This is a genomic window from Alteromonas sp. 009811495, from assembly GCF_028865455.1.
Taxonomy (GTDB): domain Bacteria; phylum Pseudomonadota; class Gammaproteobacteria; order Enterobacterales; family Alteromonadaceae; genus Alteromonas.
In genome coordinates this window covers 3,442,046-3,466,009 of record NZ_CP113972.1, presented here as the reverse complement: position 1 = coordinate 3,466,009, position 23,964 = coordinate 3,442,046, and the positions used below count along the sequence as shown (strand labels likewise).

Annotated in this window: 20 protein-coding genes and 1 tRNA gene; 15 read left to right on the top strand and 6 right to left on the bottom strand. The window is 42.9% G+C overall.

What is annotated here, in order from left to right; genetic code table 11:
* Positions 1-70: 70 nt before the first annotated feature.
* On the bottom strand, positions 71-1,309 hold the full coding sequence (locus tag OZ660_RS15705) for a hypothetical protein (protein WP_274741553.1): 1,239 nt from the start codon (positions 1,307-1,309) through the stop codon (positions 71-73).
* A gap of 161 nt (positions 1,310-1,470) precedes the next feature.
* Positions 1,471-3,576, bottom strand: coding sequence for a DUF3987 domain-containing protein (locus OZ660_RS15700; protein WP_274741552.1), 2,106 nt, complete (start codon positions 3,574-3,576; stop codon positions 1,471-1,473).
* Positions 3,577-3,844: 268 nt separating this feature from the next.
* On the opposite strand from OZ660_RS15700, the gene OZ660_RS15695 reads away from it, so the two are divergent.
* The 6 genes from OZ660_RS15695 (at position 3,845) to OZ660_RS15670 (ending at position 8,880) form a co-directional block, all read left to right on the top strand.
* Complete coding sequence (locus OZ660_RS15695; protein WP_274741551.1) at positions 3,845-4,501, top strand: hypothetical protein; 657 nt, start codon at positions 3,845-3,847, stop codon at positions 4,499-4,501.
* 101 nt (positions 4,502-4,602) lie between these two features.
* Complete coding sequence (locus OZ660_RS15690; RefSeq protein ID WP_274741550.1) at positions 4,603-5,517, top strand: tyrosine-type recombinase/integrase; 915 nt, start codon at positions 4,603-4,605, stop codon at positions 5,515-5,517.
* Entirely contained in the window at positions 5,514-7,526 is a 2,013-nt protein-coding gene (locus tag OZ660_RS15685; RefSeq protein WP_274741549.1) for an AAA family ATPase, read from the top strand. Before OZ660_RS15690 ends, OZ660_RS15685 begins: the two co-directional genes overlap by 4 nt.
* Positions 7,527-7,548: 22 nt before the next feature.
* Positions 7,549-7,986, top strand: a complete 438-nt coding sequence (locus tag OZ660_RS15680) for a DUF6641 family protein (protein ID WP_274741548.1) — start codon at positions 7,549-7,551, stop codon at positions 7,984-7,986.
* Positions 7,987-8,162: 176 nt separating this feature from the next.
* On the top strand, positions 8,163-8,570 hold the full coding sequence (locus OZ660_RS15675; RefSeq protein ID WP_274741547.1) for a DUF2787 family protein: 408 nt from the start codon (positions 8,163-8,165) through the stop codon (positions 8,568-8,570).
* 76 nt (positions 8,571-8,646) lie between these two features.
* Positions 8,647-8,880: an RNase H1/viroplasmin domain-containing protein gene (locus OZ660_RS15670; RefSeq protein WP_274741546.1), complete on the top strand. Its 234-nt coding sequence runs from the start codon at positions 8,647-8,649 to the stop codon at positions 8,878-8,880.
* A 57-nt stretch (positions 8,881-8,937) separates the two neighbouring features.
* Here OZ660_RS15670 and OZ660_RS15665 read toward each other — a convergent pair whose 3' ends face one another.
* On the bottom strand, positions 8,938-9,537 hold the full coding sequence (locus tag OZ660_RS15665; RefSeq protein WP_274741544.1) for a hypothetical protein: 600 nt from the start codon (positions 9,535-9,537) through the stop codon (positions 8,938-8,940).
* A gap of 71 nt (positions 9,538-9,608) precedes the next feature.
* On the opposite strand from OZ660_RS15665, the gene OZ660_RS15660 reads away from it, so the two are divergent.
* Genes OZ660_RS15660 through OZ660_RS15630 form a run of 7 tightly spaced genes read left to right on the top strand, consistent with a single transcriptional unit; the run spans position 9,609 to position 18,915 of the window.
* Positions 9,609-10,502, top strand: a complete 894-nt coding sequence (locus OZ660_RS15660) for a WYL domain-containing protein (RefSeq protein ID WP_274741543.1) — start codon at positions 9,609-9,611, stop codon at positions 10,500-10,502.
* On the top strand, positions 10,499-11,065 hold the full coding sequence (locus tag OZ660_RS15655; protein WP_274741541.1) for a DUF6933 domain-containing protein: 567 nt from the start codon (positions 10,499-10,501) through the stop codon (positions 11,063-11,065). The genes OZ660_RS15660 and OZ660_RS15655 overlap by 4 nt, the downstream gene beginning before the upstream one ends.
* Before the next feature lie 38 nt (positions 11,066-11,103).
* On the top strand, positions 11,104-12,660 hold the full coding sequence (locus OZ660_RS15650; RefSeq protein WP_274741540.1) for a type I restriction-modification system subunit M: 1,557 nt from the start codon (positions 11,104-11,106) through the stop codon (positions 12,658-12,660).
* On the top strand, positions 12,654-13,904 hold the full coding sequence (locus OZ660_RS15645; RefSeq protein ID WP_274741539.1) for a restriction endonuclease subunit S: 1,251 nt from the start codon (positions 12,654-12,656) through the stop codon (positions 13,902-13,904). Before OZ660_RS15650 ends, OZ660_RS15645 begins: the two co-directional genes overlap by 7 nt.
* 24 nt (positions 13,905-13,928) lie before the next feature.
* Positions 13,929-16,832 (top strand): type I restriction endonuclease subunit R, encoded by a 2,904-nt coding sequence (locus tag OZ660_RS15640; protein WP_274741538.1) that lies wholly within the window; start codon positions 13,929-13,931, stop codon positions 16,830-16,832.
* Positions 16,833-16,875: 43 nt separating this feature from the next.
* Positions 16,876-17,682: a hypothetical protein gene (locus OZ660_RS15635; RefSeq protein WP_100656998.1), complete on the top strand. Its 807-nt coding sequence runs from the start codon at positions 16,876-16,878 to the stop codon at positions 17,680-17,682.
* Entirely contained in the window at positions 17,683-18,915 is a 1,233-nt protein-coding gene (locus OZ660_RS15630) for a hypothetical protein (protein ID WP_274741537.1), read from the top strand.
* A 64-nt stretch (positions 18,916-18,979) separates the two neighbouring features.
* Here OZ660_RS15630 and OZ660_RS15625 read toward each other — a convergent pair.
* A tRNA-Leu gene (locus tag OZ660_RS15625) sits at positions 18,980-19,066 on the bottom strand.
* A 451-nt stretch (positions 19,067-19,517) separates the two neighbouring features.
* Here OZ660_RS15625 and OZ660_RS15620 point away from each other — a divergent pair.
* Positions 19,518-19,997, top strand: coding sequence for an RDD family protein (locus OZ660_RS15620; RefSeq protein ID WP_232369776.1), 480 nt, complete (start codon positions 19,518-19,520; stop codon positions 19,995-19,997).
* Between the two features lie 17 nt (positions 19,998-20,014).
* Here OZ660_RS15620 and lptG read toward each other — a convergent pair whose 3' ends face one another.
* Both lptG and lptF read right to left on the bottom strand, forming a co-directional pair.
* Positions 20,015-21,076, bottom strand: a complete 1,062-nt coding sequence (lptG, locus tag OZ660_RS15615; protein ID WP_202262375.1) for an LPS export ABC transporter permease LptG — start codon at positions 21,074-21,076, stop codon at positions 20,015-20,017.
* Positions 21,077-22,189, bottom strand: a complete 1,113-nt coding sequence (lptF, locus tag OZ660_RS15610) for an LPS export ABC transporter permease LptF (RefSeq protein ID WP_274741536.1) — start codon at positions 22,187-22,189, stop codon at positions 21,077-21,079.
* A gap of 263 nt (positions 22,190-22,452) precedes the next feature.
* On the opposite strand from lptF, the gene pepA reads away from it, so the two are divergent.
* Entirely contained in the window at positions 22,453-23,958 is a 1,506-nt protein-coding gene (gene pepA / locus OZ660_RS15605; protein WP_159626508.1) for a leucyl aminopeptidase, read from the top strand.
* The last annotated feature ends 6 nt before the right edge of the window (positions 23,959-23,964 follow it).

Genomic DNA, 23,964 nt, shown 5'->3' with positions numbered 1-23,964 from the left:
TTCGCTTTATGCCGCTCAGAAAAACTGAGTGTGTTGAGTGTGCACTTACTGTTTTAATCGCAATATGTTTTCACTCGGCGTTATCGCTACCAAGCAACAACCTCATGTATCTTTGTGCCAGCTTATCTTGTTCACGTTGTACCCATGATTTATCCAATTGAAAAAACGTTAGCTTCTTCCTCATCTTCCAAAGATGTCGACGGACTTTGCGCACCGTCAGCTTTGTGTCTGATTGCTTCTTATATGTTAAGGACTTAAGCAATATGTCTTCTGGAAGCATATGTAAGTAGCTAGGAGACGCAACGCGGATGCTGCTTAGTTCTGGTGGAATCCCGTCAAGTTCGGATAACAATCTCGGCTTACCCGAACGGTATGGATAATGCCGATACTCCATTCTTGTCGTCACCGCTAGGTTGCACCACACGGCTTCGTCGATGTTGCAGCTATTGGCTTCTTTGAGAATTTTTTCATAGATAATGCAATAGCTAGACTTTCTTTTACTGTTGAGATAAATCGTCTCCGCCACGACGCTATTTGATGGTTTTGTATGGCTATCAATAGGTTTTTTTACATCCCTGTACGCATTAAAAAACAACCCTGATAACCCATGCAGATTCACTCCGAAGTCAATTCTGGTTAAACGCGCTTTCTTGATAAGCTGGCAAAACCTATGCTTACCAAATTTGGCGTAGAAGTGACTTACAACCAGTCTAAATTCATCATCGTTCAAATGCTGTGGAATAAAGTCTATCCGGAGTGAAAGTTTACCGTTATCTCGTTTCTTTCCATCCGAAACAAATAAGAACACGCTTTTCTGTGCGCAAGCCTTTATTTCCATCTTAAAAGCATGAGAATAGTAGGGTCGTGCTTTTTTTGTTTTGTTAAGCGATGTTATTTTCCAGTCTTTGTTTATCTCATATGTACTTGCTGGTGTTATTTTGAGTTGAGTATCCTTTTTAGCAACTTTGGTAAAGCGATAAACTTTGGCTGTTCCTACTTTCTTTATGGCCGCCTTCACGTCTCTTTCAGTGCAGATGATCGTAAATGTGATTCTGTCACAGTCCACTGATAGATGGCTTTCCGGCTCTGTAAAATAGGCTCTAAGCAAACTTGCTTGATATCGGCAGAGTTTTGCAGACTTCAGTAAACACAAGTGTCTACCAGTATCCTCTGAAAATCGTAATAGATTCTCGTGGTTGTACTCATAAGCACTCAGAAGACGTTGATTTTTTTCTGCATCAACAAAAGGACGCTGTTGTACTGAAAAAGTGTTACAAATCCAGTCGGTGGTGTAATTGTAATTTTGCATAAAATCACCCGTAGACAGCAGTTGAATACACAAATTGACTGTCTTTATTAAATTCTACTAATTGGTGAAGATTCAGTGGTTTTACAGTAACTTGCTATTTGAACCATCTGAGTGTGTTGAGTGTGGTATTCGAAAGCCACACTCACAGTCGAAACCGAATATCAGTCGTGCTGAATATCTGCTCTGACAAGCGGATTCACTTTCCAGTATCGAGTTTTACCTTCCTTCGGAAGTTTTCTGACAACCAACTCACTCTCTAGAATCTCCAAGGCCCGCTCAACTAAAGCACTGTCTCGTCCTATTCCAGTCCAATTGAGTTGCGAAATCTGACGCACCGTAAATTTGCTTGGCAGCCTATCCAAGCGACTTCTGATAGTTTGTGCATTGTTTCTGTCAATGTCTGAATCTACTTCAAATATGCTCCTAGCATGCTCCTCAATATATTCAGCGATAGCGATTGCCTGATTCATGCTATGTTTTGAAATGAAGTCGAAAGGTTTTATTGATGTTGACTTAAAGTCAAAGCTGTCCACAATCTCAAAAAGGATGGCTAGTTTCAGAACAATAGGTTTAAGTTTTGTAAGATAGTTGCAATACACCGCACGAACGTTACGGTCAGCCTTAATTTCATGAATTCTTCCACACCAGTTTTCGTATAGATTTACAGCATCGGGATGCACTTGCTTTGTACGACGCTTTAGAGCTGTCTCTCGACTAAACCCGTACTCCTCTCGACTTAATGCTAGGAATAGCTGTTGTAATTCATTCCACAAATCTTGGTCTAGCTCAGTTTGCTCTCCATAAGATTCCTGTTCCTCTGGGTAGATGAATATAAATCGTTGCCACAGACCGTCGTTATCTTGCGTGTCTCTCATAGTCTTATTTATCTGAGGTCGAAGTACGGCTGGCTGAGTAGTTGAAAATATAGACAACAGCATATTGCTTGCGTGTGTTGTGCCTGTATTAAGTCTGTCAATATCATGAAGACCAAAGCCAGCATGACTTTCCAGTAAAAATGATCTGTATTCGGCACCCCTGGTTCCAGACAAGTGGTTTATCAACCCTTTGAGCTCTTCAAGGTCCATCAGAACACCAAGCTCATTTTCGCCCAGAATCTTCTGTAAAGAAGCGTACGTAGCTCTGTTGGTTGAATATCGAGTTAGCGTTGGCTCCATCAACACCTCCGTGCGGCTCAATACATCGTCCTCAATTTTTGCGATGAGTGTTTGCCTTCTGCTCTCATTTTTTTCCTTATTGATATTTTCGATGCTTTCTTTCCACTGTTTCCTATATTCGGAAAGTAGAAGCTTGTTTACTTCTCTCTTCGCTGAATACCGCGACATCGCTTCTTCAAATTTGGCCTTAGCTTCGTCATTGATAGGTTTGAATAGCTCTCGAAGTTTTAGGTGAGCAGGAGATTTCCCAGCACCAGAGTCTCCTACTGAGATGGTCCAAAAAGTTGGTGCAAGTATATGCTCAGACTTTTCATTGAGCTGAGCATGAACCCGGTGGCCAATCAAAGACCCAATCATTGTTAATAAAGGTGCGAAGACGTAATCAGGAGGACACGAATAAGCATTACTCAAATTGTCGACTACTTCACCGAGAAGCGGTGGAAGTTCGTCGACTGGTAATGTCGGCTTTGCCGTAAAGATTTCTTTTGAGCAAGGTTTAACCCAGATATCTAATTTGTTGGCGATTACAAATTTTACTGGCGACAAAGAATTCAATTTTAAACGGTGAAATTGAACCTTGTATTTGTCTTTGCCAGCGAAAAAGCTGCTTGGTGCAGGAACCAGAACATTATCTATCTGAAATGCTTTACAGCAATGATGGCTTGATGACTGAAGGCCGTTTGATAGTTCGCTAATGTCAGTCAGCGGAAAATGGTTAACTAGCCAAATACCAACGATCTTATCTGGTTGGGTCTGATAGATTATGCTCGCGGTGTCGATTTTGTTTAATACATCATCAACTTGCTGGTTTTCAGCTATTTCGAACACCCCCTTTATGTAGTGACTACCCGCTGAGTGCAACGCATCAGTAATATCACAATAAACGTTAGCGTCTGCAGCATTCTGCTCTTTAGTCCATTTCAAGGCTTTTATTAGCGAGTTATAAACGAAGCTTTGTGACTTTTTGTATGCGGTAGAATGATAACTGACATTATGAACACGCAGGCTCAAGTCAGTAAAGAAACGATCTGCTTCTCTTACTTCATCCGTCTTAACTTTATATTGTGATTTACTAGTATTTATTTGTGACATAATCTTGCTCCAAAATGTTTGATTACAGTGCGTGATGCACATGAACAAGATACGGCAGATTGAAATCGATAAGTTCCGTTAAAAAGCCGTTTTGAAAATTCTGTTTTTTCCTTTAATTACAGTTAGTTGCTTGGTTTTTGAAACGGTATTTTTTAAATGTGATTCTTTGTGATAAATGCCACTTTATTTGCCTTGGGAAAATGCAATAAAAACAGTGCTTTATTTCATTTGTTACTGTTTTTGAAATTCGTAAAAAGTCGGAGTTGTTATGGCAAAAGTTGGAACCCAAGATAATCCAATAAAGTTAGTTCCAGATGTGAGTCAAAGATTGCTATTGGCAGAGGCCACTGGCATTGGCGTCGATGATGAAGGGCCGGTAACCGTTATCAGCAAAATGAAAGAGCCTGTTCATGGGTACGATCTTTATCTTAAAAACCTGATGCGTAATCCTCGGTTGAACTGTATGGATTTAAGGCTCGGCTTTCTTCTGTTTGATCTTTTTGAAAATGACTACACCGAGGCAACTTTCCTTTTAGTAGAAAAGTCATCTTACAGGATGTCTAAAGTCGGAGAAGATGGCCTTTTATATCTGCACGATAAGCGGCAAGTATCAACAGGAGTAGAGTTTTTAGAAAAGCAAAGTCTTCTCGAAATAGCCAGAAAGTCAAACATTGGTACGGATCAAGCAGGTCTGATAGCCACACTAAACAGACTACATAGCTATTTTTACATAACCTGTACGGAAATTTCTGGGGTAAACACCGCTAGTGAAAAGAAGCACTTCGATTATCAAACTAATGAAGTACTTCTCTCTAATGAAACTGAGGTGGTCCACATTCGTCTCAATGACAGATTTACAAAATACGACTTTACAAGGAAGTGGCGGAAGCCTTCGAAATCGGAGCAATCTTGCTTGCTTACGTAGGTCAGAAATACAGGCAGATACACCTCATACAAGGCGCTAAATTAATGTGAAAGCTTTATTTAAGGTTTTCACGTGCTGTTTAGACCAATGGAGGTGTACAAATGGATAAACGTTGTCCATATAAGCTTTATTTGGCGCGCTTGTCGCCACTCAGTAGAACGAGCATACGCTCGCAGTTAGAAAGTGTTGGCGAGTTAATGGAATGGCCGCCTAGTGATCTTGCTGAACGACTAGTAAATGTCGATTATGCAACGGCATTAGATGTCCAATCAGCAATGCTAGACAAAGGCTTTGCTCCCAGGACCGTTAACCGAGTTATTACCGCAATCCGCGGTGTTGTAAAAGCTGGTGTAATTACGGAAAAAGTAAGCCAGAAGCAATATTTACATCTGCAATCTGTTCCCAAAATCAAGCATGCCCAAAAAGCAGGAAACGCACTCACTTTACATCAGGTGATTAAGCTTTTTCGGAATCTTCGGAAAAACACCTCACCTTTAGGCTTTCGTGATCGTGCAATATTGGCAGTGATGCTAGGTTGCGGCTTAAGAAGAAGCGAAGTAATTGCCTGTAGTATTGGGCACTTTGATGGAGAGGCAAGGACGCTGTTTATAGCGCATGGCAAAGGAAGTAAATCGAGGCGGGTGTATTTGCCAGAATGGGTGCAAGTGTTGATTCAAGACTGGCTTGAGGTAAGAGGAAATGACTCTGGATATCTTTTTTGCGTCATTAAAAGAGGAGGCCACACTCATCCAGACCGGATGCTATCTGGTGAAGTAATTTATTACTTAGTCAAACAACATTGTACAAGTATAGGTCGACAAGATATTACTCCACATGATTTACGCCGTACATACATTACCCGATTACTAGACCAAGGCGCAGACCTAAACACAGTCCGGCAAATGGCAGGGCATTCGGATATCTCAACCACCGTCATTTACGACAAACGTGATGACAAAACCATGCGCAAAACAGCAGATGAGCTTAATTATGGTGATGCAGGTCTGCCGTTATGACATCGCGCAATATGGTATCCAGTGCGCTACCTGCACTAGGCTCGAGGCTGGCTTTACGACTATTGGACGTGACACCATCACACGTTGACTATGACTGGCCTGCCACGCTGCCTAAAGTGATAGACAAGCATGTCCGTCTTGCCAAGGCGTTAAAGAAACAGGACGTTAAAAAGGTGCTGTTATCAAACCTCGTACTGTCACCGGAGGAGCTGCGGTTATCAAGAAACATCGACAACGTCTGTGAGTTATTCCAGTTAGAGCATCCATGTGGCGAGATAATACTGTTCACGATGCTTTTATCTATCAATGAAGGCTTCGCCAAGCTTTACTCAGACATGGAGTTTACCGTCCAGCGTCTGACTAATCAGCGCATTTTATGCCACATGTTCGAGTCGCGAATTGAGGCGTTACACGATGCACAGGCAAAGCTTTTTGAGCTCGGTTTTGTCGATAATATGGACATCGACAATCTATCAACTCTGGGTCTGCCGTACTTTCTGCGTAATGCGTTGCTGACGACAACGATAAGCACAAAAGAGCAGTTGCTAGCACCGTTGATGACGAGCAGCCCAAATGCACAGTTCGGGCTTAAAGACTTTGCGCATATCAATCATGAATTGGTGAGTGATTACCTACATGCTGCAATTGATAAACAGGTATCGGGTGTTTCACTACTGCTTTACGGCGAAAGTGGCAATGGCAAAACTGAGTTTGCCCGAACACTTGCAAAGACATCTCATCGTCAGCTTATCGAGGTACGAGCTAAAGACACCAAACAGACGACTACGCAGAATGAATTCGGTTACCCATTTGCCAGCGATGAACGGCTGCAAAGCCTAAAGCTGTTACAAACCCTGCTGGGCGATAACAGCAATGCCATGTTGTTAATTGATGAATGTGAAAGTCTGTTCGACCAAGCCGATACCCGATATACCAAAGAACGGCTTCAACGGTTTATTGAGCAGACCCAAGTGCCGTGCATCTGGGTAACGAATTATATCAACTGGCTAGAGCCGAGCTACATTCGCAGGTTTAAACTGGTGATGGAAGTCACCGCACCGCCTGCGTCACAGCTTGAGTCGATTATCCAGACATCGAGCAAAGGTTTGCGTCTGTCTAAGAACTTTAAACACCAATGGGCAAAGACAGATAACTTAACGCCAGCAATAATAGATAATGCTTGCCATGTTGCCCATTTAGTAAACCACTCAGGCAATGATGCCGAAAAGACGGTTACCGAAGTGGCTGAAAATACCTTAATCGCATCTGGCTTTTTGGAATCTGTTCCGCAATACCAAGGTGACATACCGTTTGATATGAGCCTGCTCAATATCAAAGGCCCCAAGTCGCGAATTCGCGACATCGAGAATGCGATTAAATGCGATGCGCCTATTCGTGTATTGCTCACCGGACCACCCGGTACAGGTAAAACCGCATTGGCTCATCATCTTGCCGACATGCACGACAAGTCTATTATCCGTGTTTCAGCATCGGATGTGCTTAGCAAATATGTTGGTGAAAGCGAGCAACAGGTATCTGAGCTGTTTTATCGTGCCCATCGCGAACAGGCAATCTTGTTGTTGGATGAGGTCGATAGTCTGTTAGCAAGCAGGCAGCAATTGACTGCCCAGCACGATGTACAACTGGTCAATGAATTACTGACGCAACTCGAGTGCAATACACAGCCCGTGTTTGCTGCGACCAACTATGCAGCCAAGCTGGACCGTGCGGTGCTCAGACGCTTTGATATCAAGCTTGAATGCACGTACTTATCAGTTAAACAGTTGCACAAGCTTTACAAGCAAACGCTTGGCATACGCGCTCTCACGCAGTCTGAGGCCTCTACACTCAGTCAACTTAAGCATATTACGCCAGGTGATTTGGCTATAGTTGCCAGACACATGCGTTTTAACCCCAAGACGGATCACCGCAAGCAAGCACTCTCACTGCTTGTTGAGGAAAACCGTCGCAAACAACCTAAAACCCCAATCGGCTTCATAGCCAACTAAACCAACCTAGAAGGTATACAACATGACTACATCAGTATTGAGTTCGCTCAAGGTTATCGCTCGTCCTAAAATCGAGCCAAAGCCACCAGTTCTTGGCAAACGTCTCAAGCTTATCGAAAAGCTGGAACAGCAAAAAGAAATGGCTGTCTGCATGATTGAGAACCGCCGTTTCGAAGCCTTTCGGGATAAGAAGGTCAAAAATCCCGAAACAGGCGAAGTGACCGTTCAACGTCGACCTACCACCGTTAGACCTTGGTACTACGACAGCGACCACCATTACTATCTGGAAGTCAAAGTGAACAACAAGCCTATCGATATACAAAAAGGCAAACCTGCTATCGATGTTGGTGAGAAGGTCAAACTGCCTGAGGTAATCGACACCATCATCAAAGCGACAGAGGCCGGAGAGCTGGATGAGTTCCTACTTAAACCTGCTGTGCCGAAGAAGGCTAAGCAATAAAGAGCAGAAAGCGGATAACAAAACGAGCCTTATCCGCTTCCACTCATCAAGCAAGTAAGACATTACCGCAAAGATAGCTGCGTGGCTTATCTGCATACCCATAAATTAGTGTTCTTCAAACAAATCTAGCGCCGAAAAGCGCACATCACATCCATTCTAAGTATTCGAGGTATTTTATGCGTATTCATTACGATGGACTGGCTTTGCCTGTCTCAACCAAATTAGTTCACCAGCTCCAAAACCTGCTAAATCAAAATCAAATAAAAAGTGAGTCCGTCACTTTAAACTTTCGAGATCCAACCTATTCTGCCAAGAGAGGAGGGTTTCACCCTGTCGAGATAAGGCTCGAACAACACGATAACATGTGGCACTTCTGCTACATCACCGATTTTGCCTATATCGGTAGTGGACCTTATGCGGAGCTGACAAAAGAGCTAGATTTTGATTTTCAATCAGGTGTCTTTCAAAACTTATTCGGTGTCTTTCCTATCGAACAGGCAACAGACATGTATCAGATATGGGAAGGCAATTTTTTGTATTACTACCTTGAGTTGGAGGCTTTCACGGTAAGTATTTCTGAGTAACGTCACTGCATTTTTAAAAACTGTAAATCCATAACAGGCGCAATAGTGCGCCTTGTTAAAAAGGAGAATACAGATAATGCCTCACGAATATAAAGGCCCATATTATGTTCTTGCCGTTGGCGCTCAGCCGGGTATTTACTCAAGTTATGAAGCCGCTTTTAAATACTTAGATGGTTACTCAAAAAATGACATCAAAAAGTATGACACGCTGGCGAAAGCTAAATCCGCATTCAGGAAAAGAACTCGCAATGACTACGATCCTAACAAGGAATTAACTTGGTCGTATTCGCGACCAATCAGACGACTTTAGTAATTGAACTAAAATCAAGACAACGCATAGACAAGGAGGTCTTTGCTTGTTTGTCTTTTATCCAAAGTCTATCTTTTCAATTTCAGATATGAGTTCCGACACCACGTCTTTATCTAAAGCATTGGCCCGTAGTGGTCCCAACCGATACCAGTTTTTATCATAGCGATAAAAATATTCGCCACCTTGCACATGAAAAGTAGGTGAGCCGTATGGTGCGCCTAGTTCATTTTCTTGGTATTCATAAAAGCCTTTGTCATATACCGGAACCCCTTCAATACTATCAAACGGTAACTTGAGTTCTTTAAAATATGTACCGAGATGTTCTTGGATAACAATGTCTCCAACCACAATAAATTTGGCTTTAATATGGTCATCTTTGACTGAATGGTGAACATATATTGTCGCCGTTATGTCGTCAGACTTCTCTTCAAAATGTCTTAAAGCATCTGCGACCCACTCATGATGTTGAAGCTGAGCATGTTTACTTTGGATATCCGAAACCTCGTCTTCAGAATAAGCAGCATAACGATACCGGATAGTAAAAGAGGAACTCCTGAAGTTCTGCAAATTTAAATTATCGACTGTATCCATACTCCATCCTCTAGGCTTTTTAATTAAGATTTCAATATTTATTAAGTCTATACCATCTAATAACATGATGTATCTCCTTTACAACCGTCTCAAAATAAACCACACTGAACTAAAGTATAGAAAAGTACACAGGGACGATGCTCGACTCCATTAGCTTTGCTCAAAAACAACGCCTTGCCTACATCGACTTTTGCCTGTTATTCAAAGGTGCGATTTATCGTCAGGACTTAATTAATCGTTTTCAGGTCGGCTTGTCGGCAGGTTCACGCGATTTCGGAATTTACAAAGAGCTTGCGCCCGATAACCTGTCTTACGATTCACGAGAAAAACGATACTTCCAGACGCCTCAGTTCAAGCCTGTTTTTGAACACGATGCAAGACGCACCTTAACTAAACTCGCCAACGATATCTCCGACGGGTTTGATGCAATAGGCGATATTCATTTCCCAGTAGAAGCACCGTCTAGTCTGAATGTACCGGACATCTTTATCGTTGCGCGCCTTGTTCAGGCCATTCTTAATAACAAGTCGGTTAGCGTTATCTACACGTCACTTTCTAGCGGTTCGAATGCTAGAGAACTCGTACCTCACTCCATAGTCGACAATGGCCTACGCTGGCACGTTCGTGCCTATGACCGTAAGAGTCAAAGTTTTCGAGACTTTGTATTAACGCGCATTAGCAAAGTAACAATAAAAGACACGCCTAATGAAGATGAAAGCGCCCAAGCAGATACCGAATGGCAGCGCCTAATTCCACTTCAGCTTGTGCCGCATCCCAAGAATGTTGAACATCCTACTGCGATAGAAATGGATTACGGCATGGAAAACAAACAACTGCTTATAGAGGTGCGAGCAGCAATGGCAGGCTATCTGTTGAGGCGGTGGAACGTGGACTGTACCGAGCGAGGCACACTAAAAGGAGCGGAATACCAACTTTGGCTACAGAATCGCTTTACCTTAAACAATGTGCAGAATTTAGCTATTGCGCCGGGGTATGAAGCTAAAGATAACGGAAGCGGGGGTGGTAATTGATCCTCCATTGCACCAAGAAGCTTTATGCCAAACTGCCTGAGAAGGTGAAAGCCACAGAACAACCTGCGACTGCCATAGGCATTCAGGCACAGTGGCTAAACTGGCATGCAAACCTCATCACTATTCAGCGAAGACAATGTGTTATCGCAGTGCATGACGCGACCCGCTTCACATTGTTCATTCCATACCTAACCAAGAAAGACTTTGCAAACCTCGATTGGCATTTTAACGACGTGTTTATTAACACCTTGTTGAAAAGTGATATGCCGCCTGAGTTCGTAAATGCCGCTGCGACGAACTACCAACCACTTACGTTCGATACAAACTGCAATCGCTCGGTTCAAGGTACGATGAATCAGGTCGCTCAGGAAATTGATTATGGGTTGTACTACAAGAGCACGGCGGTAGCAGATATCAGCCCGTACCGATACAGCGCAGATTTAAGCCATAGGCCTTGTGGCGTGAGAGGTCAGAAAGATTACATTTGGCCAGATAGAGAAATGGCCCAGCTTCTAAATAACTTAACGCAACAGTCATCGAATAAAGAATTAAAGCCCAACTAATAAAGTTGCAGGAAAGATGTAGCAAGGAATAAGAGACAATGGTTGAACAACATAAAAAAGCATTAGAAAAACAGCTCTGGAATATTGCCAACGCGCTTCGGGGCAATATGAGCGCCGATGAGTTTCGTGACTACATACTTGGTTTTATTTTCTATAAGTACTTATCTGAACGAATGGACATCTATGCCGATGAACTTCTTAAAGAGGATGGCATTAAATTTGATGAAATCGACGAGAATTCACAACAGGGTAAAGAGTATCTGGATGCCATTCACGAAGAAGCGATCGATCACTTAGGCTATTTCCTAAAGCCCAGTGAGCTTTTCCACGTGCTGGCTGAAAAAGGTAAAAATGGTGAATTCATTTTAGAGCAGCTTACTGAAGTGCTAAATCATATTGAGCAAAGCACTATGGGTACGGCGGCTGAGGATGATTTCAACGGCCTATTTGACGATCTCGACTTAACCTCAAACAAGCTAGGTAAAACAGAAAAAGCCAAAAATGAGCTGATCTCTAAGATACTGGTGCATCTCGATGATATCGACTTTCTGCATCATGAAACGGAAATTGATGTATTGGGCGATGCTTATGAATATCTGATTGGTCAGTTTGCATCAGGTGCAGGTAAAAAAGCGGGTGAGTTTTATACTCCGCCTATGGTGTCTAAACTATTGGCGAAGCTGGTGACCCAAGGTAAAGACAAGCTTCGGAGTGTTTACGATCCTACCTGTGGTTCAGGCTCTTTGCTTTTGCGAGTCGCAAAAGAAGTGAAAGACGTTGGTCACTTTTACGGACAGGAGCAAAACCCCAGTACCTATAACCTGGCTAGAATGAACATGATTTTGCACGGTGTGCACTATCGTCGATTTGATATTCAACAGGACGATACACTCGAGCAACCACATCACTTAGAACATAAGTTCGAAGCCGTAGTCGCTAACCCACCATTTTCAGCAAAATGGAGTGCTTCACAAGGTTTCTTAACCGATGAACGTTTTCAGGACTACGGTAAGCTTGCACCTTCATCAAAGGCCGACTTTGCTTTTGTACAGCATATGATCCATCAGTTAGATGATAACGGCACAATGGCAGTGGTATTGCCTCACGGTGTGCTCTTCCGAGGAGCCGCAGAAGGCCATATTCGTAAACATCTGATCAAAGAAAAGAATTATCTGGATGCGGTGATAGGCCTACCGGCAAACATCTTTTATGGCACATCCATTCCAACTTGTATTCTGGTGCTCAAAAAGAATCGTAAGCATAGAGACAACATCTTATTTATCGATGCAAGTCAGAGCTTTGGTAAGGCTACTAATCAGAACTACCTCCGAGATGAAGATTTAGAAACAATAATGGAAGCGGTCAACCGCCGTGAATTCAAAGATAAGTTTGCTTATGTTGCACCAGTAGATGAAATAGATGAAGAGCATGATTTCAACCTTAACATTCCAAGGTATGTCGATACTTTTGAAGCAGAAGTAGAAATTGATTTGGACGATGTACTCAGAAAACTGACGATTAATGCCTCAGAGCTTGAAGAGATACAATTAGAAATCAATTCATTTTCGGATGCGCTGGGTATAAAAGCATGCTGAAAAACAATAAACAGGAAGAAAAGCGTGCCCCAAAAATAATGTTCAATTCTATGAATTGTTTTTGGCAAGAAAAGTCGTTAGGGGCTCTTGCTACATTCAAATCCGGTAATACACCATCTAAGTCAATCGATAGTTACTGGAATGGGGACATACCATGGATTAGTGCGTCTTCAATGCATACAGATGCATTGTTCGATTCTGATTATCATATTTCAAAAGAAGCTGTTTTAAATGGCGCAAAAATGGCTCGGCCAAACAGCCTGCTGCTGCTTGTGAGAGGCAGTATGCTTTTCAATCGGGTACCTCTTGGGAAAGCAGTGACTGAGGTTGCTTTTAATCAGGACGTAAAGGCTATTAATAGTATCTCTGAAGTATCTAATGACTTCTTGTTTTATTGGCTGAAATCAAAGGAGCATTTTCTTCTTCATATGGTAACTGGCACCGGTATTGGTGCTGGAAAGCTTGATACCGATGCGTTGAAAGGACTCAGCGTATTTTACCCAGACACACAACAGCAACAAGCGATAGTTGAATTCCTTTCCGCAGTAGACAAGAAAATCAGCCTATTAAAGGAAAAGCATGCCTTGCTTGAGCAATACAAAAAAGGCGTGATGCAAAAGCTTTTCAAGCAGAAAATTCGTTTTAAAGATGATAGTGGAAACGAGTTTCCCGATTGGCAGAGTCGCAGGTTTGAAGAGGTTTTTGTAAGAATAACCCGCAAAAATAAAGAAGATAACCAAAATGTACTTACTATCTCTGCTCAAATGGGTTTGGTTAATCAAGAAAAGTACTTCAATAAATCAGTGTCGGCTAAAGACTTAACTGGTTACTACCTACTTGAGAGTGGTGACTTTGCTTACAATAAAAGTTATTCGAAAGGTTATCCGATGGGAGCAATTAAGCGCCTAAATAACTACGATAAAGGCGTTGTATCAACCCTGTATATTTGTTTCAGAGTTGTTGGAGAGCAAGAGCCATTGTTTTGGGAACAATTCTTTGAAGCTGGGCAACTCAATAGAGAGATAAATAAAATAGCTCAGGAGGGTGCCAGAAATCACGGACTGTTAAATGTGAGCGTTACTGAATTTTTCAGTGATATTGAAGTGCCTGTACCGTCTAGAGCAGAACAAAGAAAAATTGCTGATTTTCTCCGCGCTCTAGACCAGAAGCTTGATGCAGTAAAAGAGCAAGTAGAGCTCACTCAAACCTTTAAGAAGGGTTTGTTACAACAGATGTTCGTTTAGGATGACGGTGTACAAGGAGTAAATGTGGCCTATCAGTCGGAACAAGAATTAGAAAATAAGCTCGTTGCACAACTTGCGAAGCAAGGTTTTGAGCGTGTACAAATCACGGATACAAAATCATTAAGAGCAAACTTGAAAGCGCAGCTTTCCAAGCTTAACGGTTTTGATATCAGCGATACTGAGCTAAAGCAAATTCGCAATGCCTTAGTGAAAGGTAACGTGTTCGATAAGGCCAAGATTCTTCGTGACCGACTGCAAATCAATAAGGACGATGGCACCACTGGTTATATCCGTTTTCTGGATGAAGATGTTAAGCAAAATCACTTTCAGGTTACTCAGCAAGTTACCGTAGAAGGTCGTTACAAGAACCGATATGACGTAACTATACTGGTTAATGGCCTGCCTTTGGTGCAAATCGAACTTAAGCGCCGTGGACTCGAACTAAAAGAAGCTTTCAATCAGATAAACCGTTATCAGCGTCATTCTTATTGGGCAGAAGATGGCCTGTTTCAGTACGTGCAAGTATTCGTTATATCCAACGGAGCGAACACCAAGTATTACGCTAACAACCGTAAACAAAGTTTCAAGCAAACGTTCTTCTGGGCAGATGAGTTAAATACTAAACGTTACAGTGATCTGGCTGATTTCGCGCAGGTGTTTTTAACGCCCAATCATCTCACCGCCATGATCACGAAATACGTGGTATTAAATGAGACTGACCGTATTCTCATGGTGATGCGGCCGTACCAGATATATGCAACTGAAGCGATTATCGAACGCGTTGCCGAACGCCAGGCTTTAGTTGCAAGTGCACAATCAACCGATAAGATGAATGGGTATATCTGGCATACTACGGGCTCGGGTAAAACCTTAACCTCATTTAAAACGGCCCAGTTGCTTACAGGCGACAGTCAAGTTCACAAAGTAGTGTTTGTCGTTGACCGCAAGGATCTCGACTACCAAACCAGCAAAGAGTTTAATGGTTTTTCGAAAGGGTGTGTGGATAGTACGGACAATACAAAGTTACTTGTAGATCAGTTTACCGATGCGCCGGTTGCGGCTAACAAAATCAATGAGCAACGCAATACAAAGTTGATTGTTACCACCATTCAAAAGCTTAACAACGCCATTAGCCACAAGCGTTACTCTAAACGAATGGAGCCGGTTAAAGATAAAAATATTGTGTTTATTTTTGACGAGTGTCACCGAAGCCAGTTTGGTGATACCCACCAAAAAATCAGCCAGTTCTTCACAAAGCATCAAATGTTTGGTTTCACTGGTACGCCGATTTTTGTTGAAAACGCTGTTTCAAAATCGTCTCGCAAATACACAACAACGGACTTGTTTCATAAGCCACTGCACAAATACACCATTGTCGATGCGATTAAAGATGAGAATGTACTTAAGTTTAACGTTGAGTATGTCGGCAGGTACAAGAAGAAAGACAGTGCAAACGAGATAGACATTGAAGTTGAAGGTATCGACACCAAAGAGTTGATGGAATCAGAGATTCGGCTAGAAAAAATTGTCGATTACATCATTGCTCAACATAACCGTAAGACTCATAGCAGAGAATTTACGGCGATGTTTTGCGTATCAAGCGTTCCTGCGTTGATAAAGTACTACGAACTGTTTGCCAAAAAGAAAGCGGAAGGAAAACATAACTTACGAGTGGCGACCATCTTTTCTTATGCAGCCAATGAAGAAGATCCCGATGCCGATGGACTAGACGATAACGACTTGGATAAGGTGGCGGAACCTCAAGCTGTATATAGTCACAGCCGCGATAAATTAGAGCAGTTTATCGGTGATTATAACGAAATGTTCAGTTGCAGTTACACCACTAAAGACAGCGAGTCTTTCTATAACTACTACAACGATATTTCAAAGAAGGTTCGCCAGCGTAAGGTAGACATACTGTTGGTAGTAAACATGTTCCTTACAGGCTTTGACAGCAAAACCTTGAACACGCTGTTTGTCGATAAGAATCTCAAATATCATGGTTTGATACAGGCATATTCTCGCACCAACCGAATTCTCAACGAGCAGAAGTCACAAGGTAATATTGTGTGCTTCCGCAACCTCAAAAAGCGCACAGATGAAGCTCTGGCTCTGTTTTCAAATAAAGACGCTAAAGACACTGTCATAATGCCGCCGTATGACGAGTTTGTGAAGCTCTTCAACAAAGCCTTTGGCAATCTTTTAGCAATCGCCCCAGATCCTGAAAGTGTCGACAGTTTGGAAGATGAAAATCAGGAACTGGAATACATAAAAGCGTTTCGCGAGTTAATGCGCTTGAAGAACATTATGGAAAGCTTTGCAGATTTTAGTTATGACGACGTGCGAATAGGTGAGCAAGAGTTCGAAGACTATAAGAGTAAGTACCTCGACTTACACGACAAAGTGAAGACGAATAATGCCAAAGAGAAGGTGTCTGTTCTGGAAGAGGTCGACTTTGAACTCGAACTCTTGGCGATGGATGAGATAAACGTTGCCTACATACTTAAACTCCTTAGTAAGTTAAAAGAAACCGAGTCGGAGGAAGAATACCAGTATCAGTACAAGGCACTGATGCAAGCGGTGAATGGTGATCCTAACCTAAGAAGTAAACAGGAGCTCATCGATAAATTTATTAAAGAGAACCTACCTAATGTTAAGTCTGCCGAAGAAGTAGACGACGCATTTGCAGCGTATTGGGAAGTCGAGAAAGAAAAGGCTACAAAGCAAATTGCAGAAGAAGAGCAACTCGTTCCAGAACGCATGAAAGATATTGTCGAACGAATGATTTACAACAACCAAGAACCGTTACGTGAAGAAGTGGCAGGACTCATGGAGAAACCACCAAGCATTCTTCAGCGCAAGAAAGTCATACCGCGCCTTACAGAAAAGCTGAAAGACTTTGTGAATACGTTCTATGGTGGCGTCTAGTCGATGAAAAATTGGTCAACGGAACCCAGTTCAGGGAATACTTATGTCATCTGAAATAAAGCGATTGAAAAAACGTTCAGAAACTAAGAAAGAGCTAGAAAGACTCGTCGAAAGAGCTGAACATGTTTTCCTGATACATTACTCCTGCGAGTCTTTCTATGATATCAAGGACGGCAGGACTCCTCGTGTCACTTCAATAGCCTTAAGAAATCTAAAGACAGCTCAAACTGAGAGCTTTTCTATTCACAAAATAGCGGAACGTCGAGGCATAGAAATTGCGGATATCCCGACGCAATATGACCAGCTAGAAAAGGAGATGCTGGCAGATTTTTATGAATATCTTAAATATCGCCAAACCTTTAACTTTATTCACTGGAACATGCGTGACGGTAATTATGGCTTTTCTGCCATTGAACATCGATTTCAGGTTTTGGGCGGCGAGCCTTTTGTCGTGCCCGATGACAAGAAGTTTGATTTGGCAAGAGCTTTGGTGGGGTTATATGGTCGTCAATATGTTGGGCATGGTGAAGCAGGTCGATTTCATGAGCTAATAAAGCTCAATCATATGACAGACACTGGTGCCTTGACCGGTAAAGAAGAAGCCGCTGCTTTTGATAATGGTGAGTACGTTAAGCTACACCAGTCAACGCTAAGGAAGGTTGATTGTATCTCAAATATTGTAGAACGATTAGCAGATGGCTCTCTCGAAACTAATGCTTCATGGATGGATAAATACGGCGCTCATCCAAAAGCAATAATCGAATACATAAAGGAACATTGGATCTGGTCCTTGTTTGTTATGCTGGCAGTAATATCGGGGGTGATAGCCAGAGTGCTTGGGGTTTTTTAAATGCAAATTAAAGAGAGTGATTTACGAGATTACATTTACGATAGGCACCGAACAGATCTGTATAAATGTATCTCTCCAGTTAAGAAATCATTCTATGAAAATTCTTTGGCGGGAAATGTTCAAAAGAAAGTTGAAGAAAGAATATTTGCGATGATTTCTTCACTGAAGGAATTGGAGATACAGGCGAGAGAACTTAGGCTAAATAAAAAAAATGCTTTCCCAATTAGAGTCGACTTATTTGGATTATACGAATCAGGAGGAATAGCGATAATTGAACTTAAGGTAGGTAGAAATGCAGAAAGGCAAAGCTTTACAGAGCTCTTGGCCTACACTAGTTACTTTTCTTATCTGTTTCCTGACCTCAATAAAGAACTGATTGATTGCATCTTGATAGCTCCGATGCAAAGTAGGACTATACGAGATGCTTACGCACAAGAGGTGATTTTTCATCAAAGAAATATTCTTGTGTTAATTCCTGATTTCGACGGAAATAACCTTACTTTAACTCCTTACCTTCCAGAACAGCATTACTATGAATTTTATACCAATGATTTGTTCATAGATGAGAACATGCTTTCAGTGGCTATTGAATTTCCCATAATTGACGGATGGATAGATAATGATTTAGACAACGGAGGTGACCTCCCCAGGTACACGATTGACGCACTTAACGCCATATCTTCACATATTGCGCAGCGGTTGGAGACGAAAGGTTACCACGCATTAGTTTATGCCACACAGAAATGGGGAGAACTCTCTAAGGTTTTTCCCAACCCCAACGCAATATACGTAGCAGTTCTCGATCCGCTGGCTGAAAACATTTACGAAACGCAAGTCAGGGATGCTTTAGTACATGAACTTACGTCTCAAATGGCAGGAAGCAATTTAGATTTCTGGGTTCAAAACTTGAGTACAAAATTTACAGACAACCTTTTACGAGAGGTAAGAGAAGCTTTCAATGAAGCGACTCAGAACAGTGTTGGCCTTAGTTTCAATGCCCGGTTGTCCATGCCTCTATGGCATGTGGTAAAACATCAGTTTACTGATTCAGTAACGGTGCACCTGCTAAAAAGTTATCTCACAGGCTTCTTAAACGAAATGTACCAAATAGCGTTGAGTGAAAAATATGCTTCAAATAATGAAGAAGAAGTTGAATTACCGGGGATGGCCTATGAAGCGAATAGCTTTCCACTTTTCATATGGAGCATACTAGCCCAGATTGGAAATGAGTAACTAGAAATCACGCACAAAAAAACCGACTCAAAGGTCGGTTTAATGTGTGCAAAGAATAGATGGATGGTACCAGAGGCCGGACTTGAACCGGCACACCCTCGCGGGCGGCGGATTTTGAATCCGCTGCGTCTACCAATTCCGCCACTCTGGCTTTGGTATCCATGCCTTGCAAAGCACAACTTCCGTCGCGATTCTTTGCAAATCTTTGCAAGCTATCTTTGGCTTGTTATAGTCAAAAGGCGCTTTACCTTTCAATGACTTGCCATATCGTGATTGTTAGACGCGATTAGTTTTGAATCCGCTGCGTCTACCAATTCCGCCACTCTGGCTTCGATAGATGTGCTATCAATGTGGGATGCATTATAGCGATGTCGTTAAAGGGTACAAGCTTTTTTTACCCAAAAAGGGCAGTATTCATGCTGACTGAATAATTCTTAATCACCTGATTCACTTATGATTGCTTGTAGATTAACGCTAATGTGGCAAACTACGCGTCAATGAAGTTATAAAACGGGTTATTCATGGCCAGAGACAGAAAAAAGAAAGCAGCACGTGCTGTTCAAGCCAATGACAACGAAGTTCAAACGCAAAATACTGAGCAAATGGAGCGGGCAGGGTTTGTGCGTCGCCTGTTGGCAATGATTTACGATACGCTAGTGGCAACTGCCGTGGGGATGTGCGCTGCCATGGTGATGATCGTAACGCTGGTGGTTATGCTGAAAAATGGTGCGCTTGACCTGCAAGGTTATGCTGAGCCCGCTGATCTTATTCAAGCGTCATTTGGCTATAAACTGCTTATTCAAACATGGGTAGGCGTGTGGATAGTGGGCTTTTTCTTGTGGTTCTGGCGCCGAGGCGGTCAAACCCTAGGCATGCGAGCATGGCGTTTGCGAATTTATAGCACGGTTGAAGAGCCAATGACGTGGCCGCGCTTGTTCATACGCTTAATAGCATCGTTGGGCGGTTTGGGTACATTGCTTGTTTTATTCGATTTTAAAAACAAACAATCACTGCAAGACCGTCTTGCGAAGACCGAGGTGTTAAAGCTCACCAAAGAAGCCAACGACCACAAAAGTTGGTAAATAGCGTAAGGCGCGAATCAGCGCCTTAACATTATTCCTGCGATAGCAGCAAAAAGTAAGCTAGGGAGTAAGGCACCTAAGAAAGGCGGAAGTTGATACACCAAGCTTACCGGCCCAAATACTTCGTTTAGAATAAAGAATCCAAAACCTGTTAGTACGCCCATGATCACGCGTGCACCCATAGTAACACTTCGCAATGGGCCAAAGATAAATGACAACGCCATTAACAGCATAACGCCAACCGATATGGGCTGAAAAATCTTCCGCCAAAGCGCCAATTCGTAACGAGCAGGGTCTTGCTGGTTATTCTCAAGGTAGTTTACGTAATCTAATAAGCCAGTTATCGACAATGCCTCTGGCTTAACTGCAACTATACCCAACTTATCTGGAGTGAGTGTGGAGTTCCAACGCATACTCTCGCTGGCCTCAAGCGTTACTTGAGTATCGCTGAATTGCGTTACCTCGACATCGCTTAGCCACCAACCATCGCCATCGAACTCACTGTTTTTGGCATAGGTAATACTTTGCAGTGATAAATCATCATTAAAATTAAAGATACTAATATCTTTTAACGAGTCTTGGCTAAGCACCTGACCTATGCTTACAAATCGCTCGCCATCCTTAGCCCACACTAATTTGTCAGATGAAAATAAGCTACCGCCAGAAATGGCCTCGGTACGAATTTGCTTGGCTTTGGTTTCACTGTAAGGAGTAACCCATTCGCCCACAGCCATTACCAGTAATATCATGACCAATGTCGATTTCATGGCAGAATTAATGATATTCCAGCGGCTGAGTCCCGCCGCTTGCATCACTACTAACTCGCTGTTGCTCGCCAGCACGCCCATACCAATCAGGCCGCCAAGCAAGGTTGCCATCGGGAAAAACTGTTCTAAGTCGCGTGGTAAACTCAGTAAAACATAGAGAAAAGCAACCATCATGTCATAGTCACCTTCGCCTATTTTTCTTAGCTGCTCAACAAACTTAATCAGTGCACTTAAACCGATAAGGACACTTAGCGTGACCGTTATTGTGCCTAATAGTGTGCGCGCAATATAGAGATCGAGGATCTTAAACATTTACTTTTTCCCCAATATCCACGCACGAAATTGCGTGCCGGTTTTTCTATCTCGAGCAATCAAGGTAATACCAATTATCAGCATGATTGTGTGCACCCACCAAAGCCCCAATTGAGGTGGCATTTTGCCATCTTCGAGTACGCGTCTACTTGCAAGTAATAACAAGAAATACCCTAAGTACAACAGTATTGCGGGGAACATTTTACCAAAGCGTCCCTGACGAGGATCTACCGCACTCAGCGGTACCGCGATTAGGACCAAAAATGGAATAGATAATGGAATGGCAATACGCCATTGAAGCTCAGCACGTGCCTCAATACTGTCGTCTTCCCATAGTTCTGATGTGGGTAATACGCTCACTTTTTTACGGGTTTCATCAGCGGGTTTATCTGCAATCTGAATTTGGTATTCATCAAACTCAACTTTGCGATAAGCCTTTTCAGATTGATTGCCTTCATACTGCACACCTTGTTTAAGTACAAGGTTTCGCGTGCCGTCTGGGTTGTTGGCTACTTCGCCCGTTTGTGCATACACTACCCGCACTTCGCCATCATTACCTTCGGTCTGATTTTGCGACAAGAATACGCGAAGTAACTGGTCTTGATTGTCACTATTGCTATCAACGTCGTGAACAAAAATAACGGCTTTTTCATTGCCAGTTTGCTGGAATCGTCCAGGCATAAGCGCAGAAATTCCTGCCTCACTGCGAGCTTTCTCGCGTAATTGGTATTCATTTTCCGCCGCCAGTGGTGCGAAATATAACGTAATAGCCCCCGTGACTATCATTATCAGCACAGATAAAAACAACATAACCCGCGTGACGTACCATTCGCTGATACCACAGGCACGCATGACGGTCATTTCACTGTCTACATACAATCGGCCATGGGCCAACATAATGCCCAAGTACGCACTAATGGGTAACACGAGTGATGAGAGTATTGGGGCATATAAACCTAAAAAGCCTAAAACAAGGCCTGCAGGGATATCACCGTCAGAAGCGTCGCCTAAAACGCGCACAAACCTCAAGGTGACAAAAATTGCCATTAAGATGAAGAAAATCGCTAACTGAGATTTCAGCGTTTCCTTAAGTAAATAGCGGAATATCAGCATCTCAGTCCTTCCGGAAAATTAGGAATTTTAGTGAAAGAATGCACAATTTTGTTTAAACTTACCGTTTTTACAAGTTTTGCCTGCAATCATAAACCGTTTGCATGGTGTTTTGACGCAAAAATAGCCTATATTTCATAGGGCGTTTTGCGTGATTTGCAGCGTACTAAATAGTTATGCTGTGTATTAAAACATAAAGCAGCGCGAAACGTTACGTGATTTTAGTCATCGTGCAAACCATAAACGACGAAAAGCGAGGTGATATCGTGGAGTTTAGTGTAAAAAGTGGCAGTCCAGAAAAACAACGCAGTGCATGTATTGTTGTGGGTGTCTTTGAGCCGCGCCGCCTAACGGCAGTGGCTGAACAGCTAGACGAAATCAGTGAAGGTTACATCAGCAACTTGCTACGCCGCGGCGATTTAGAAGGCAAGGCAGGTCAAATGTTGCTTTTACACAATGTGCCAAATGTACTGAGCGAGCGAGTCCTTCTTGTCGGTTGTGGTAAAGAGCGTGAACTAGACGAGCGCCAGTACAAAAACATCATTGCCAAAACGATTCAAACGCTGAACGAAACGGGTTCAATGGAAGCAGTGTGCTTCTTAACTGAATTACACGTTAAAGGCCGCGACACGTATTGGAAAGTGCGCCAAGCAGTAGAAGCGACTGAAGATACGCTGTATACCTTCATGCAGCTTAAAACTAAAAAAGGCGAGCCTCGTCGTCCTCTGCGTAAAATCGTATTTAATGTACCTACTCGCCGTGAACTAACGGTAGGAGAGCGTGCTGTTGAGCACGGTCTTGCAGTATCTCGCGGCGCTAAAGTAACCAAAGATGTGGCTAACATGCCGCCAAATATCTGTAATCCAGAATATCTGTGGCAACAAGCACAAGAATTGGCAAGCCAATACGACAGTGTTACTGCGGAAGTGGTTGATGAAACCCAAATGGCTGAGCTAGGCATGCAGGCCTATCTTGCGGTTGGTCGTGGTTCTGACAACGAAAGCATGATGAGTATTATGCACCATCGTGGTGGCCCTGCTGATCAGGCGCCTATCGTGCTTGTAGGTAAAGGTCTTACGTTCGATTCAGGTGGTATTTCAATTAAGCCTGGCGAAGCGATGGATGAAATGAAATACGACATGGGTGGTGCAGCAGGGGTACTAGGTACCATGCATACCATTGCGGCGCTGAATTTGCCGATTAACGTTATTGGTGTACTTGCTGGCTGTGAAAACATGCCAGACGGCAAATCGTATCGTCCGGGCGATATTTTAACGACAATGTCGGGCCAAACGGTTGAAGTGTTAAACACGGATGCCGAAGGTCGTTTAGTGCTTTGTGATGCGCTAACTTACGTTGAGCGTTTTGAGCCAGAGTTGGTAATCGATGTAGCTACCCTTACGGGGGCGGCCATTATCGCGCTTGGTCACCATGCAACAGCGGTAATGAGCACACACAACCCGCTAGCACACGAACTACTTAATGCATCTGAGCAAAGTTCAGATCGCGCGTGGCGTCTACCGCTATGGGACGATTATCAAGAGCAGCTTGAAAGTCCGTTTGCGGACATGACAAATCTAGGCGGTCGTCCTGCTGGTTCAATTACCGCTGGCTGTTTCTTGTCGCGCTTCACTAAAAAATACAACTGGGCGCACCTTGATATTGCCGGTACAGCATGGCGCAGTGGTAAGAACAAAGGCGCAACGGGTCGTCCAGTGCCTATGCTGTCTCAGTTCTTAATGAACCGCGCAGACATCAAGTTAGAGGACTAATTATTC

Coding starts and splice junctions, on each gene's coding strand:
- OZ660_RS15705 (WP_274741553.1), bottom strand. CDS start 1,309: ATGCAAAATTACAATTACACCACCGACTGGATTTGTAACACTTTTTCA.
- OZ660_RS15700 (WP_274741552.1), bottom strand. CDS start 3,576: ATGTCACAAATAAATACTAGTAAATCACAATATAAAGTTAAGACGGAT.
- OZ660_RS15695 (WP_274741551.1), top strand. CDS start 3,845: ATGGCAAAAGTTGGAACCCAAGATAATCCAATAAAGTTAGTTCCAGAT.
- OZ660_RS15690 (WP_274741550.1), top strand. CDS start 4,603: ATGGATAAACGTTGTCCATATAAGCTTTATTTGGCGCGCTTGTCGCCA.
- OZ660_RS15685 (WP_274741549.1), top strand. CDS start 5,514: ATGACATCGCGCAATATGGTATCCAGTGCGCTACCTGCACTAGGCTCG.
- OZ660_RS15680 (WP_274741548.1), top strand. CDS start 7,549: ATGACTACATCAGTATTGAGTTCGCTCAAGGTTATCGCTCGTCCTAAA.
- OZ660_RS15675 (WP_274741547.1), top strand. CDS start 8,163: ATGCGTATTCATTACGATGGACTGGCTTTGCCTGTCTCAACCAAATTA.
- OZ660_RS15670 (WP_274741546.1), top strand. CDS start 8,647: ATGCCTCACGAATATAAAGGCCCATATTATGTTCTTGCCGTTGGCGCT.
- OZ660_RS15665 (WP_274741544.1), bottom strand. CDS start 9,537: ATGTTATTAGATGGTATAGACTTAATAAATATTGAAATCTTAATTAAA.
- OZ660_RS15660 (WP_274741543.1), top strand. CDS start 9,609: ATGCTCGACTCCATTAGCTTTGCTCAAAAACAACGCCTTGCCTACATC.
- OZ660_RS15650 (WP_274741540.1), top strand. CDS start 11,104: ATGGTTGAACAACATAAAAAAGCATTAGAAAAACAGCTCTGGAATATT.
- OZ660_RS15645 (WP_274741539.1), top strand. CDS start 12,654: ATGCTGAAAAACAATAAACAGGAAGAAAAGCGTGCCCCAAAAATAATG.
- OZ660_RS15635 (WP_100656998.1), top strand. CDS start 16,876: ATGTCATCTGAAATAAAGCGATTGAAAAAACGTTCAGAAACTAAGAAA.
- OZ660_RS15630 (WP_274741537.1), top strand. CDS start 17,683: ATGCAAATTAAAGAGAGTGATTTACGAGATTACATTTACGATAGGCAC.
- OZ660_RS15620 (WP_232369776.1), top strand. CDS start 19,518: ATGGAGCGGGCAGGGTTTGTGCGTCGCCTGTTGGCAATGATTTACGAT.
- lptG (WP_202262375.1), bottom strand. CDS start 21,076: ATGTTTAAGATCCTCGATCTCTATATTGCGCGCACACTATTAGGCACA.
- lptF (WP_274741536.1), bottom strand. CDS start 22,189: ATGCTGATATTCCGCTATTTACTTAAGGAAACGCTGAAATCTCAGTTA.